Below are 12964 nucleotides of genomic sequence, written 5' to 3' on the forward strand. Positions count from 1 at the left end.
CCTCCTATTCCGCAGCGTCCGGGTAGCCGATGGTCGCCATCGGCCGGAATTCATGTTTGTCCTTGCCGGAGACGCGCTCCGACCAGGGATCGACCTGGGCAAATTTCTGGGAGAAGACGAAGCGGTCGTAATAGGCCTTGCGCTTGTCCGCATCGTCCATGATCTGGCGGCGGATCTCATCGAGGCCGATGCGCTTTGCCCACTTGTAGATGCGTTCGAGATAACGCGCCTGCTCGCGGTACATCTGCGTCAGCGCCACGATGTGCTCCAGCGCCTCGTCCTCGCTCTTCACCAGGCCGAGCACCTCCGTGCCCTTGATGTCGAGACCGGCGGCACCGGCAAAATGGATCTCGAAACCGGAATCCACGCAGATGACGCCGATGTCCTTGCAGGTCGCTTCCGCGCAGTTTCGCGGACAGCCGGAAACGGCCATCTTCAGCTTGGCCGGCGTCCAGGACCCCCACATGAATTTTTCGATGCGAATGCCGAGCCCGGTGGAATCCTGCGTGCCGAAACGGCACCAGTCGGAACCGACGCAGGTTTTCACCGTCCGCAGGCCCTTGGCATAGGCCTGGCCCGAGATGAAACCGGCCTGGCCGAGATCGGCCCAGACGGCCGGCAGATGCTCCTTCTCGATGCCGAGCAGGTCGATGCGCTGGCCGCCCGTCACCTTCACCAGCGGAATTGCGAACTTGTCGACCACATCGGCGATGGCGCGCAGCTCGCCCGCATTCGTCACGCCGCCCCACATACGCGGCACGACGGAATAGGTGCCGTCCTTCTGGATATTGGCGTGCACCCGCTCGTTGATGAAGCGGGACTGATAGTCGTCGGCATAGGCATCCGGCCAGTCGCAGACCAGGTAGTAATTGAGCGCCGGGCGGCACTTGGCGCAGCCGCAGGAGGTTTTCCATTCCAGCTCCTGCATGACGGCCGGAATGGACTTCAGTCCCTTGGCCTTGATCAGGCGGCGCACGTCGTCATGGCCGAGATCGGTGCAGCCGCACATCGGCAGAACGGCGGCGGGATTGTAACTGTCGCCGAGTGTCAGCGTCATCAACTGTTCGACGAGCCCGGTGCAGGAGCCGCAGGAGGCGGATGCCTTGGTATGGGCCCGCACGTCGTCCAGCGAGGTCAGCCCCTTGCCGGTGATCGTCGAGACGATCTTGCCCTTGCACACGCCGTTGCAGCCGCAGATTTCCGCATCATCCGGCAAGGCTGCAACGGCCGCCATAGGGTCCAGCGGAGCGCCCCCCTGATAGGCCTGGCCGAAGATCAACGTCTCACGCATCTGCGAGATATCGGTCTGCTTCTTCTTCAGGTCGTTGAACCAGGCGCCGTCGGCGGTTTCGCCATAGAGCACCGTGCCGACGATCCTGTTGCCCTTCAGCACGAGGCGCTTGTAGACGCCGGCCGACGCGTCGCGCAGCACGATCTCCTCGCGGTCGTCGCCATCGGCGAAATCGCCAAGCGAAAAGAGTTCGATGCCGGTGACCTTGAGCTTGGTCGGCGTATCCGAATGCACGAAGGCGGCGCCATGCTCGCCGGCAAGGTGCGAGGCCATGACACGCGCCATCTCGTAGAGCGGGGCGACGAGGCCATAGACCATGCCGCCGACCTCGGCGCATTCGCCAAGCGCCCAGATGCTGCCGTCGGAGGTCTGCATGCCATGATCGACGACGATGCCCCGATTGATCGCAAGCCCCGCCTCCCGCGCAAGCCCGACATTCGGGCGGATGCCGACGGCCATGACGACGAGCGTTGCCGGAACGATGCGGCCATCCTCCAGCTCGATGCCTTCGACCTTGCCGTTGCCGACAATGGCTTTCGTGTTCGCCTTGCAGATGATCTTGATGCCACGCCCTTCCAGCTCTTTCTGCAGGAGATAGCCGGCGGCCGGGTCGAGCTGGCGGTCCATCAGGGTCGGCATGACATGGAGCACGGTGACATCCATGCCGCGGCCGGCGAGGCCGGCGGCGGCTTCGAGCCCCAGGAGGCCGCCGCCGATGACGACGGCCTTTTCCCGCGACTGGGCCGCCAGCAGCATGGCCTGCACGTCATCGAGATCGCGGTAGGTGATGACGCCGGGCAGGTCCTTGCCCGGCACCGGCAGGATGAAGGGCACGGAGCCGGTGGCGATGACCAGCTTGTCATAACTTTCCGTCACGCCGTAGTCGGACGTGACGGTCCTCGCATCGCGGTCGATGGCGACGATGCGATGGCCCTTGTAGAGCGTGATGCCGTGCTTGATGTACCAGCCGTCGCCGTGGATGATGATTTCCTCATAGTCCTTCTCGCCCGACAGCACCGGCGAAAGCATGATGCGATCGTAATTGACGCGCGGCTCGGCGTTGAAAATGGTTACGTCGTATTGGCCCGGCGCCTTTTCGAGGAGATGCTCCAGCATGCGCCCCGGCGCCATGCCATTGCCGATGATGACGAGTTTCTCGGTCATGGTGTTTCCTTGCAGTTACGCTGCGACAGCCGGAACGGAGACGCGCTCCATCTGGCGGATGGACAGATGCATCCAGAAAAGCGAGATGGTGACGACGGCGAAGAGCAGGATGAAACAGCTCGACCACAGGCCCGTCGCGTCCTTGAGGAGGCCGAAGGCGATGGGCAGGAGGAAGCCGCCAAGCCCGCCGACCATGCCGACGATGCCGCCGACAGCGCCGATGCTTTCGGGATAATAGGCCGGGATATGCTTGTAGACGGCCGCCTTGCCGAGGCTCATGACGAAGCCGAGAACGAAGACCGCGAGGATGAAGATGGCCGGCGGCAGGGCGGCCGGTACGGAGAGGACCAGCGTTGCGGCCGCCGAAATCCCGAACACCCAGTACATGACGCTACGCGCGCCCTTCCGGTCGGACAGCATGCCGCCGAGGGCCCGGAAAATGCTGCCGGGGACGGAATAGGCCGCCGCGATCATGCCGGCCGTGGCGATGTCGAAACCGTAGACGCCGACGAGATAGCGCGGCAGCCACAGCGACAGGGCCACAAACCCGCCGAAGGCAAAGAAATAGTACAGCGAGAAGCGCCAGACCTGGGCGTTCTTCAGCGGCGCGAATTCCTGCAGCATCGGGCGGCGCGGCGCCTTGCCTTCCTTACGGCTGCGGAAGGCGGGATCGTCGGAGGTGGTGAACCAGAAAAGCACGGCGGTCAGGAACAGGGCCGCCGCCCAGTATTCCGCCACCATCTGCCAGCCTGCGGCGACGAGCACGACGGGCGCCAGGAACTTGGTCACCGCCGCGCCGACATTGCCGGCGCCGAAGATGCCGAGCACCGTCCCCTGCTTTTCGGCCGGAAAGAACGGCGAGACATAGGCGATGCCCACGGCGAAGGAGCCACCCGCAAGCCCGATGCCGAGACCGGCCAGCAGCATTTGCGGATAGGTCGTGGCATGCGACAGCAGGAGCGTGGCGAAGGCTGCCGCCAGCATGGTCAGCGTATAGACTAGGCGGCCGCCATAGCGCGTCGTCCAGACACCGAGCACGATGCGCACCAGCGATCCGGTGAGAATGGGCGTGCCGACGAGAAGACCGAACGCGGCTTCGCTGAGCCCCAGCTCTTCCTTGATGCGGATGCCGATGATCGCGAAGATCGTCCAGACGGCGAAACAGATGGTGAAGGCGAAGGTTGACATCCACAGGGCGATTGCCGGTTCGCTGGCGGATAGAGGTTTGCTGGTCGCAGACATGGCTTCTCCGTGGCCCGACAAGGTCGTGCCGCTCCATCTTGAGGGGTGAAAACAAAAAGCCGCAGGCCAGGGCATGCGAGACGGATGGTCCGTCGTCACAGATCCTGATCAGCGGCTTTGCTGGTGAGGCGCCCGTCGTTGGACGCCGATTTCGTGACCCGAAGGCCCGAGCAATAAAAAGCAATCGGCGTGCCAGTTTCGACAAGCCATTGATTTACAAAGAAGATAAAAGCCTATGCAGTGCCGACACTTGCCGGGTGGCTTTCAGCCCGTGCATTGCAAAGTCATTTTTTGTGCAGTGCGCATAAATTAAGCGCCGCGCATCAACCGGCAGATTGCGCGGCGATATAGGCGTCGACGTCGTCGGGATCGAAGCGTCCGCCATCGAAGAACCCATCCGGTCCCAGCGTCAGCGCGCCGGAAGAGCCGACCGGCGTTGCGGCCGTCAGCGCCCCCTCGACCTTGGCGCTGGCGGATGGCATGGCAATGCCGAGGTCCTTCAGCGCGGCCCGGTAGATGTCCGGGCGGTAGGTCTCCGCCGCGATGTGCTGGTGTTTCGCCGTGTGTTCGATCTGCCGCCAGCGAACCATCTGGGTGTAAAACCAGAGCGCATGGCTCTTCCACGGAAAAGTCGCCGCCCTGGCATTCGGCACGAAGAAATCGTCGATGGACCGCACGGCGCCGCCTCCGACCGGCAGCTTGCCGCTGAGCGCCGGCAGAAGCAGCTCCACATCGCGCCCGACATAGGCCGGCTGCGCCAGAAGCACGGCAAGCGCCGCACGATTGTCCGGCCGGGCGCACCACAGCGAGGCCTGATGCAGCGCCACGAGCAGCGCGGCCATCGCCTCGGGATTGGCTTCGCCCCAACGCGCGTTGACGCCCAGCACCTTTTCCGGGCTCGACTGCCAGATCGCCGCCTTGACGGTCGCAAGATGCCCGCCTCGGCGCAGCACGCCGAACGCGTTCCAGGGTTCGCCCGCACAATAGCCGTCGATCACATGCTCGGCGAGCGCATCGCCCATATCCGGCGGCGGCAGCACGACGATCTCGATCTCGCGGTCCGGATCGATACCGCTCGCCGCCAGCCAGTACCGCAGTTCGTAATTGTGCCCGGAATAGGGATGCACGACGCCGAAGCGCAGCGGCCGCCCGGCCCGCGCCGCGATCACCGCACGGAGCGCGGCCCCATTCCCGCGCGCGTCAAGATCATCCGTCGCGCCCTTGTCCGCCATCGCCTGCCAGAGCGCCGACGAGACGGTGACGGCGTTGCCGCCAAGACCGAGCGCCATGGGCACGATCATGTCGGGTGCGGGAACATTCAGGCCTAGATTGCCGGCGATCGGCATGGGGCCGAGAATATGCGCGACGTCGATATGGCGCACCGCCAGCCGGTCCCGGATGCTTGCCCAGGAGCGCTCGCGCAGCAACGTGAGCGCGATCCCCTGCTCCTCGGCAAAGCCCATCTCTCGGGCGACGACGAGGAGCGCGCTGTCGAGCAACGGCACGAAGCCGGCGGTGATGGCGTGGCGCGTCGTCATTCCGTTCCTCCGGGATCGAGCAAGCCGGCCGCCGTGACAAGGCTTTGCGCTATCTCGGCGATCTTGCGGTTCTGGTTCATCGCCGTGCGGCGCAGCAGCGCATAGGCCTCGTCCTCCGAGAGCCCGCGAGAGCGCATCAGCAGCCCCTTGGCGCGGTCGATGACCTTGCGGTTCTCAAGCTCGCCACGCGTCTCTTCCAGTTCGCGGGTGAGGCGGGAAAAGGCGTTGAACCGGCTGATCGCCATCTTCAGGATCGGTCGCACCCGCTCCTGCTTCAGTCCGTCGACAATATAGGCCGACACGCCCGCTTCGACCGCCGCCTCGATGGAGGCCTCGTCGGATCTGTCGACGAACATGGCAATGGGACGCCTGACGGCGCGCGAAAGCTGGAACATGCTTTCCAGCATGTCGCGGTTCGGGTTTTCGAGATCGATGACGACAATATCGGGATTGAGATCGGCAATGCGGCGCGCCAGACCCTGCATGACGTCGATAACCGTCACCTGGTCATAACCGGCATCCCGCAGCCCGTCTTCGATGATGGCGGCGCGGATGCGATTCTCGTCGATAACAAGTACGTTCAGTCCATTCGGCTTCATATGGCGACCGCATCGAAACCGCGCTGCTGAATTGCCGCGTCGTCATTTTGCAATGCAGCATTATGCAGACGATATCAAGCCATGCGGCCCATAGGGATGGGCGATGCGTGTTCGGCTCTTGGGCGCGCGCGGAGACAGCGCCGGCTGTTTCAGGAGAAGGCAAAGTCCCCGTGGAAGCCTGCAAGCAGCCATGAAACGAACGTGTCGAGGGCGGGCGATATCTCGGCCGATGGCGAGCGAATGATACCGTAGTGCGAGCCGTCCGGCAGGAAGCCCAGGGGCGCGACGAGGCGCCCCCTGCGGATATCGTCGATGGCCATGATCTTCGGACACATGGCGACGCCGAGCCCACTGGCAGCGGCTTCCACCATCAGGAAATGCTGATCGAGAAAGCGCGTCGACCTTGGCTTCGGTGCCTCCCGGCAGTCGGCAGACCATTTGCTCCAGGCATTGGGCCGGGTCTTCGCGGCAAGCGCGACATAGGCGCCGGCAGAAAACCTCTCGACCATATCGGGATGCATGACCGGCCCGACCTCCTCGGCAATCAGCTGTTCGACGTGCCAACTCGGATCGATTGCGAAGTCCAGCCGACGGATGGCCAGCGTGATCCGGTCACGCGCAAAGTCGAAACTGCCGCCGCCGACGGACAGATGAAGGTCTATGTCCGGATGGCGATCCTGAAACTCCGAGAGCCGCGGAATGAGCCAGCGCATAGCGACAGATCGCTCGCTGGAGACGACAATCGGCGGCGACAACTCGACTTCACGGATATCCTCCAGCGCGGCCGAAACGAGCGACAGGGCATCCGTTGCCGCCTGCGCCAATCGCGCGCCCTCCTTCGTCAACCGCAGACCACGGCCGTCGGGCTCCAGCAGAATGACGCCCAGGTGATCGGACAGTTTCGATACGCGCCGGCTCACAGCACCGTGGGTGAGATTGAGGTCGGCGGCAGCCGCACGCACGGATCCAAGCCGCGCCACGACCTCGAATGCACGCAAGTCATCGAGAGAGGAGATTTCCGATCGCTTCATTGGTGATCATTTATCACCAATAAACGTCAAATCATATCGATTTTTATCCCCGAAGTCCGCTGGTATTCAGGAGCCATGAGAGAGATCATTGACCAAATCGAACGGGTCGGCATTGTTGCCGACGACCTGACGAGCGCGGCGGACGGCGCTGGCGCATTTCTGAAATCCGGCTATCAACCCCGGGTCTGCCGGTCGAAACAGGAAACCGGTAGCGCGCAGGTGACGGCCATCGACACGGGCAGCCGGCTCATGATCGAAGTGGACGCCGTGCGCGCCACCGCCCAGGCGATCGCTTCGCTTGCCGGCTGCCGGCACCTCTACAAGACGATCGATTCCACCCTGCGCGGCCATGTTCGCGCGGAGATCGCCGCTGCCTTCCAAGCCAGCGGCCGGGCACGGCTGGTTGTCGCTCCGGCATTTCCGGCAGCGGGACGCACCACGATCGACGGCGTCCAACGTCTGCATGGCGAGCCAGTCGCGCAGACCGCCTATGGTCACGACCCCGTTCATCCCGCGCGCACGTCGCGGATTGCAGACCTGATCGCACCCGATCTTGGCCGACCGGCGATGGTTCCCGTTAGCGCGACCGACGACGATATCGGGAAGCACATTGCCGGCGCTTCGGTCATCGTCGTCGACGCATACAGCCAGATCCTGCTGAACCGCCGGATTGCGGAGATTGCGAAACACGGCCCGGCTCTATGGGTCGGATCTCCGGGCATGGCCGAGGCCCTGGCCGCGGTCGTCGGCCGATCGCCCGATCGCCAGACCTTCACGCCCCCGAACACTCCGCGTCGCGTTCTCGTCCTCGTCGGCAGCGCAAACCACGTCAGCCACGCCCAATGCGAGGCGCTGGCCGCGGCCGGCGCCTCGGTCGCCGATAGAGCAGAAGGCATCGCTACCACGGCGTCCATCGCGTGCCTCCCTGCCCCGCGCACCCGCACGGCGGATCCGTCGAAGGTTCTCTCCGCACTGGTGGACGAGGCGGAAGTCGCGCTCTCGCGGCAATGGTACGACGCCATTATCGCGACAGGCGGCGAGACGATGAGCGCCCTTATGGACCGCCTCTCCATCCACACCTTCACCTTGACCCATGAGCTTGAGCCCGGCTTTCCGCTCGGTTGCACACGTCTGGCAAATGGACGAACGATGCTGCTTGCCATGAAGGCAGGCGGTTTCGGCTCGGTCATGACCTTGTGCAATGCCGCCAATGCCATCCTTCAGATCGGAGGGAAGCCATCATGAAAACCATACTGCGCCCCCTCGCCATTACCATGGGCGACCCGTCGGGCATCGGACCGGAGATCGTCGCGAAGACGATCCTTGCCCGTGCCGATTTGCGTCACAACGTCATTGTCGGCGATCCGGCTGTTCTGGCGAACGCGATCGCCAGACTGAGTGGCGGGCTGTGCCTGAACGAAATCGGCACGGTCGCCGATGCAAGGCCGGAAGGCTTTCTGAACGTCCTCGCCTCGTCCAGGGTCGAGACGCCGCCCCCGCTCGGCACGGTCAGTGCCGCCAGCGGCCGCATGGCCTATGACGCCATCGTTGCGGCGATCGATCTCGCCAGATCAGGCGCGGTCGCCGGGATGGTCACGGCGCCGATCCACAAGGAAGCGCTGGCCGCCGCCGGGCTTTCCTATCCCGGCCATACGGAAATCCTCGCGGAGAGGGGCGGCGCGGACCGTGTGGCGATGATGCTCGCCAACGACGACATCCGCACCGTTCTGGTAACGATCCACTGCGCGCTGGCCGAAGCCATCCGCCGAGCCGATTTCGCGGCGCAGATGTCCGCAATACGCCTCGCCCATCAGGGCGGCTGCGCCCTCGGCATCGCCCATCCCCGTATCGCCGTCGCGGGGCTCAATCCACATGCCGGCGAAGGCGGCCTGTTCGGCGACGAGGAGATACGCATCATCGCCCCGGCCATTGCCGCAGCGCGCGCGGAGGGCATCGACGCCAGCGGTCCCTGGCCCGGCGATACGGTGTTCATGCAGGCGCGGAACGGCCGTTTCGACGTGGTCGTCGCGCAGTATCACGATCAGGGGCTCATCCCGGTCAAATATCTGGGCTTGGAGAAGGGCGTGAACATCACGCTCGGCCTGCCCTTCATACGCACCAGCCCCGACCACGGCACCGCCTTCGATATCGCGGGCCGGGGCATAGCCGATCCGAAAAGTCTCGAAACAGCCATCGATTACGCTCGCCGACTGGCAGACGCGCCATCCGAACAGGAGAACTGACATGTCCGCCACGGACTTCATCTTCATGCTGACCCGCAACGACCGGACGATCCCGGATGCACGGGAGCAGTTGCCCGCCGTGCTTTCGGCGGGTGTTCGGCACATCGGCTTCAAGGATATCGGTCTGCCCCTGGCGGCGCTTGCCGACCTGAACCGGGAAATCCAGCGGGCGGGTGCGAAAAGCTACCTCGAGGTGGTTTCGCTCGACAGGGAAAGCGAGATCGCCTCGGTGCGCGCCGCCCTCACGCTCGGGGTCGACTATCTGCTGGGCGGCACCCATGTGGACGACGTGCTTCCCCTCATCGAGGGAAGTGGCGTCCGGTACTATCCGTTCCCTGGTCGCATAACCGGGCACCCGAGCATTCTCGAGGGGTCCATGATGGAGATCGTTGCAAGCGCCAGGGATCTTGCCAGTCGCGAGGGCGTGCACGGCCTCGACCTCCTTGCCTATCGCGCCGATGTCGATGTCGCCGATCTGATCCAGGCCGTCTGTAGCGCCGTTGCCAAACCCGTCATCGTCGCGGGGTCTATCGACCGTGCCGAGCGCATCCATGCCGCCGTCAGTGGCCAGGCCGCCGGCTTCACGGTCGGAACCGCGGCTCTTGACGGGCGGTTTCCGGCGGCGACGGCCGGCCTGACCCACCAGCTTCTGGCGATAGGCGCGATCAAGAAACAAGCCGAGCGGCTCATCGAAGGGTGATCCGGACGGCGCCTCCCTCTCCGTCAATCGAGCAGGCGCCTGGTGCCCTTTTCAGGCGCTTGCATGGCAACGATCTTACCGATGGACATGCCCTTGTCGATGACGCGCTGATGCCAGCGCGCAAACAGGATACCGTCGACGGCAGAGACAATCTCTGTCCAGGCACTCCGTGCATCCTTCTCCGCCGGATCGAAGATCCGCTGCCCCCGCAGGAAACACTCCTTCAAGACATGAGGAAAGCCGCCTTTAGACCAAGGAGCGGCGTCGCGTTTGTTCCTGAAGCCGGCCCCGCGTCAAAGGACCCGGAGGCTGCTTTCGGGGCGATCGCGACGCTTATCGATGGGACGCCCAGGGCACCAGCGACCGCTCGATGAGACGCACCACATATTCCAGGACGATTGCGATCAGCGCGATGACGACAATGCCGGCGATGACGATGTCGGTGACGAGGAACTGCGCCGCCGACTGGATCATGAAGCCGATGCCGCTCGTCGCGGCCACCAGTTCCGCTGCCACGAGTGTCGTCCAGCCCGCGCCAAGCGCGATGCGGATGCCGGTGAGGATCGAGGGAACGGCGCTCGGCAGGACCACTTCGCCAAGGACCTGCCGCTTGCTCGCACCCAGCGAGCGGGCCGCGTTGACATGATCCTTCGAGACGGCGCGCACGCCGGCGGAGGTGGACAGTATGATCGAGGGCAGCATCGACAGTGCGATGACGGTGATTTTCGAAGCCTCGCCGATGCCGACCCAGATGATGACCAGCGGCAGATAGGCGAGCGGCGGCAGCGGGCGCAGGAACTCGACGATGGGATCGAGGATGCCGCGACCGACCCGGCTGGTGCCGATGGCGATACCCGCGGGTATGCCGATCAGGATCGAGGCAATCAAGGCGCCGAAGATGCGGTAGAGGCTGGCGCCGACATGTTCGGCAAGCGTCGCATCGACGAAGCCTGTGACGATGAGATTGTAGAGGGCGATGGCGACCTGGCGCGGAGAGGGCAGGAAAACGGGTGAGACCATCGCATAGGCGGAGGCAAGGCCCCACAGGCCGAGGATCGCGCCGATGGTGAGCGTGGAAATGGCGGCGACCGGCAGGCGGCGCGCCGGTCGAGCGGGTGCCGTGTCGTTCGTTTCGATGGGCAGCGTGTCGAGTTCGGCAAGAAGTGTCATGCGGCAAGTTCCTCTTCGCCGGCGTGGATGAGGTCGGTAAGCCCCGCATGCGTGCGCTTGAAAAGCGGCGAGGCCTTCACGGCGGCGACCGAGGCGCCGTTCAGCACTTCCGCCTGGAATCCGGTCTCGATCTCCGCCGTGAAGCGGCCTGGATTGGGGGAAAGCACGACGACGCGCGTGCCGAGCAGCAGTGCTTCCTCGATGCTGTGGGTGATGAGGATGGCGCCCGCGCCACTCTCGGCCTTGATGCGCAGGAGGAACGCCTGCATGCGGGTGCGGGTCAGCGCATCGAGCGCGCCGAACGGCTCGTCAAGCAGCAGGAAACGCGGTTTGGCGGCGAGCGCGCGGGCAATGCCGACACGCTGGCGCATGCCGCCCGAAAGCTCCCAGATATGCCGGTCGCCGGCCTCTGCCAGGCCGACACGCGCAAGCAGGGCCTCCGCCCGTGCACGGCGTTCGGCAAGCGGCACGCCCTTCAGCTTCAGCGGAAAGGCAATGTTGTCGCGCGCATCGAGCCAGGGATAGAGCGCGTCGTCCTGGAAGACGACGGCGCGGTCGGCGCCCGGCTCGGTGAGGGGGACGCCATCGACGGCGATGGTGCCCTTGCTGGGCGCAAGGAAACCGGCGGCAAGGTTGAGAAGGCTCGTCTTGCCCGAGCCCGAACGACCGATGATCGCCACCAGTTCGTCGGAGCCGACCTGCAGGTTGATGCCGTCGAGAACGCGCTTTTCGTCCGTGCCGCCTCGGCCGGGTCGGGCCGGATAGGTGAGCGAGACGTTGCGGAATGTCAGGATGCTCATGGGACCTCCGAGGATGGGGTGCGCCGGGTTGGCGATGACCGGTTGGCGATGACCCGGCGGCGCTTGTCGCACCGCCGGGCCGTCTCCGCCGCAAGCCTGTTCGAGGGATCAGTAAGCGAGCTTCGTCGCGTCCGTGACCCAGCGGGTCGAAACGTAGGGCTTGTAATCGGTCAGCGCGGCGGGGATCTTGCCCTGCTCGAGGAGGAAGGCCGAGGTGTCGGCAACGGCCTTTACCGTGCCGCCGCCCAGCAGGGCTTCGCCGGCCTGCTCGTCCAGCGTCGGGAAGATGTAACCCTTGAGCAGCGCGGGTACCTCGTCCTGCTTTGCGCCGGTGAGGCGCGCAATCTTCTCGGCTTCCGGCGAAGTGGCGTTCCAGGCGTCCGGGTTGGCGCGGTAGGCGGCGGTCGCCTCCCCTGTCACCTTCACGAAGGCCGTCACGACGTCAGGATGCGCCTCGGCGAACTTCTTGCTGACGATCCAGGCGTCGAAGGTCGGACCGCCCCAGTCGGCAACATCGGCCGAAGTCGCCAGAACCTTGGCGCTCTTCTTCAGTTCGGCCAGCACCGGATCCCAGACGTAAGCGCCGTCGAGGTCGCCGCGCTCCCAGGCGGCTGCGATTTCCGGCGGGCGCAGGTTGAGGATCTCAACCGACTTCGGATCGACGTTCCAGTGCTTCAATGCCGTCAGCAGGCTGTAGTGGGCGGTGGATACGAAGGGCGTCGCGATCTTCTTGCCGGCGAGATCCTCGGGCTTTTCGATGCCCTTCACGGCGAGCGCCTCGGCTTCGCTGATGAGACCGACGATAAAGATCGCCTCGATCGGCAGTTCGCGGCTGGCGGCAGCGGCGAGCGGCGAAGAGCCGACATAGCCGATATCGAGCGAGCCGGAGGCAATCGCCGCGATCACGTCGGCGCCGCCGTCGAATTTCTGCCAGTTGATCTTGGCGCCGGTCACCTTTTCATAGGTGCCGTCGGCCTGTGGCACGCGCGAGGGCTCGACGATCGGCTGGTAGCCGATGTTGAGCGTCACGTCCTCAGCGAAAGCGGTGGTGAAGGATGCTGCCAGCGTCAGCGTTGCAGTGGCCGCGAGCAAGGTTCTGCGGGTGATGGTCATGGGCTTCTCCTCAAGTTGCCGTCGTCCGAGGTCTCGTCGGCCGGTCATTCAAGGCTATATAATCCATAAATTT

12 protein-coding genes are annotated in these 12964 nt (G+C 64.7%); 3 read left to right on the plus strand and 9 right to left on the minus strand.

Going from position 1 to position 12964, the window contains the following annotated elements:
* Window positions 1-4: 4 nt before the first annotated feature.
* From nirB to V8U06_RS16830, 5 genes are all read right to left on the minus strand, one after another.
* The gene (nirB, locus tag V8U06_RS16810) at window positions 5-2455 is read right to left on the minus strand and encodes a nitrite reductase large subunit NirB (protein WP_427141621.1); all 2451 of its coding nucleotides are present in this window, start codon (window positions 2453-2455) and stop codon (window positions 5-7) included.
* Between the two features lie 15 nt (window positions 2456-2470).
* On the minus strand, window positions 2471-3697 hold the full coding sequence (locus V8U06_RS16815) for an MFS transporter (RefSeq protein WP_427141622.1): 1227 nt from the start codon (window positions 3695-3697) through the stop codon (window positions 2471-2473).
* A 323-nt stretch (window positions 3698-4020) separates the two neighbouring features.
* On the minus strand, window positions 4021-5235 hold the full coding sequence (locus tag V8U06_RS16820) for a CmpA/NrtA family ABC transporter substrate-binding protein (RefSeq protein WP_427141623.1): 1215 nt from the start codon (window positions 5233-5235) through the stop codon (window positions 4021-4023).
* Window positions 5232-5834: an ANTAR domain-containing response regulator gene (locus V8U06_RS16825; RefSeq protein ID WP_427141624.1), complete on the minus strand. Its 603-nt coding sequence runs from the start codon at window positions 5832-5834 to the stop codon at window positions 5232-5234. Before V8U06_RS16825 ends, V8U06_RS16820 begins: the two co-directional genes overlap by 4 nt.
* A 149-nt stretch (window positions 5835-5983) precedes the next feature.
* Window positions 5984-6865 (minus strand): LysR substrate-binding domain-containing protein, encoded by an 882-nt coding sequence (locus tag V8U06_RS16830; RefSeq protein ID WP_427141625.1) that lies wholly within the window; start codon window positions 6863-6865, stop codon window positions 5984-5986.
* 75 nt (window positions 6866-6940) lie between these two features.
* On the opposite strand from V8U06_RS16830, the gene V8U06_RS16835 reads away from it, so the two are divergent.
* Genes V8U06_RS16835 through V8U06_RS16845 form a run of 3 tightly spaced genes read left to right on the plus strand, consistent with a single transcriptional unit; the run spans window position 6941 to window position 9808 of the window.
* Window positions 6941-8110 carry a four-carbon acid sugar kinase family protein gene (locus V8U06_RS16835; RefSeq protein WP_427141626.1) on the plus strand — a complete coding sequence of 390 codons (1170 nt, stop codon included), beginning with the start codon at window positions 6941-6943 and terminating at the stop codon, window positions 8108-8110.
* Window positions 8107-9108 carry a 4-hydroxythreonine-4-phosphate dehydrogenase PdxA gene (pdxA, locus tag V8U06_RS16840; protein ID WP_427141627.1) on the plus strand — a complete coding sequence of 334 codons (1002 nt, stop codon included), beginning with the start codon at window positions 8107-8109 and terminating at the stop codon, window positions 9106-9108. The genes V8U06_RS16835 and pdxA overlap by 4 nt, the downstream gene beginning before the upstream one ends.
* Window position 9109: 1 nt before the next feature.
* Window positions 9110-9808 carry a 4-hydroxythreonine-4-phosphate dehydrogenase gene (locus tag V8U06_RS16845; protein ID WP_427141628.1) on the plus strand — a complete coding sequence of 233 codons (699 nt, stop codon included), beginning with the start codon at window positions 9110-9112 and terminating at the stop codon, window positions 9806-9808.
* A gap of 23 nt (window positions 9809-9831) precedes the next feature.
* Here the strand turns inward: V8U06_RS16845 and V8U06_RS16850 are convergent, their stop codons facing one another.
* From V8U06_RS16850 to tauA, 4 genes are all read right to left on the minus strand, one after another.
* Window positions 9832-10035, minus strand: coding sequence for a hypothetical protein (locus V8U06_RS16850; RefSeq protein ID WP_427141629.1), 204 nt, complete (start codon window positions 10033-10035; stop codon window positions 9832-9834).
* A 106-nt stretch (window positions 10036-10141) separates the two neighbouring features.
* Window positions 10142-10978: an ABC transporter permease subunit gene (locus V8U06_RS16855; protein ID WP_427141630.1), complete on the minus strand. Its 837-nt coding sequence runs from the start codon at window positions 10976-10978 to the stop codon at window positions 10142-10144.
* On the minus strand, window positions 10975-11778 hold the full coding sequence (locus tag V8U06_RS16860) for a taurine ABC transporter ATP-binding protein (protein WP_427141631.1): 804 nt from the start codon (window positions 11776-11778) through the stop codon (window positions 10975-10977). Before V8U06_RS16860 ends, V8U06_RS16855 begins: the two co-directional genes overlap by 4 nt.
* A gap of 108 nt (window positions 11779-11886) precedes the next feature.
* Window positions 11887-12891 (minus strand): taurine ABC transporter substrate-binding protein, encoded by a 1005-nt coding sequence (gene tauA / locus V8U06_RS16865; RefSeq protein ID WP_427141632.1) that lies wholly within the window; start codon window positions 12889-12891, stop codon window positions 11887-11889.
* Between the last annotated feature and the right edge of the window lie 73 nt (window positions 12892-12964).

This window comes from Shinella sp. G-2 (assembly GCF_050172695.1).
Lineage (GTDB): Bacteria > Pseudomonadota > Alphaproteobacteria > Rhizobiales > Rhizobiaceae > Shinella.

What these genes read in the sequence shown, in the direction of transcription:
- V8U06_RS16845 (WP_427141628.1), top strand. Translation starts at nt 9,110, where the DNA reads ATGTCCGCCACGGACTTCATCTTCATGCTGACCCGCAACGACCGGACG.
- V8U06_RS16825 (WP_427141624.1), bottom strand. Translation starts at nt 5,834, where the DNA reads ATGAAGCCGAATGGACTGAACGTACTTGTTATCGACGAGAATCGCATC.
- V8U06_RS16815 (WP_427141622.1), bottom strand. Translation starts at nt 3,697, where the DNA reads ATGTCTGCGACCAGCAAACCTCTATCCGCCAGCGAACCGGCAATCGCC.
- V8U06_RS16835 (WP_427141626.1), top strand. Translation starts at nt 6,941, where the DNA reads ATGAGAGAGATCATTGACCAAATCGAACGGGTCGGCATTGTTGCCGAC.
- V8U06_RS16855 (WP_427141630.1), bottom strand. Translation starts at nt 10,978, where the DNA reads ATGACACTTCTTGCCGAACTCGACACGCTGCCCATCGAAACGAACGAC.
- V8U06_RS16820 (WP_427141623.1), bottom strand. Translation starts at nt 5,235, where the DNA reads ATGACGACGCGCCACGCCATCACCGCCGGCTTCGTGCCGTTGCTCGAC.
- V8U06_RS16860 (WP_427141631.1), bottom strand. Translation starts at nt 11,778, where the DNA reads ATGAGCATCCTGACATTCCGCAACGTCTCGCTCACCTATCCGGCCCGA.
- V8U06_RS16830 (WP_427141625.1), bottom strand. Translation starts at nt 6,865, where the DNA reads ATGAAGCGATCGGAAATCTCCTCTCTCGATGACTTGCGTGCATTCGAG.
- nirB (WP_427141621.1), bottom strand. Translation starts at nt 2,455, where the DNA reads ATGACCGAGAAACTCGTCATCATCGGCAATGGCATGGCGCCGGGGCGC.
- pdxA (WP_427141627.1), top strand. Translation starts at nt 8,107, where the DNA reads ATGAAAACCATACTGCGCCCCCTCGCCATTACCATGGGCGACCCGTCG.
- tauA (WP_427141632.1), bottom strand. Translation starts at nt 12,891, where the DNA reads ATGACCATCACCCGCAGAACCTTGCTCGCGGCCACTGCAACGCTGACG.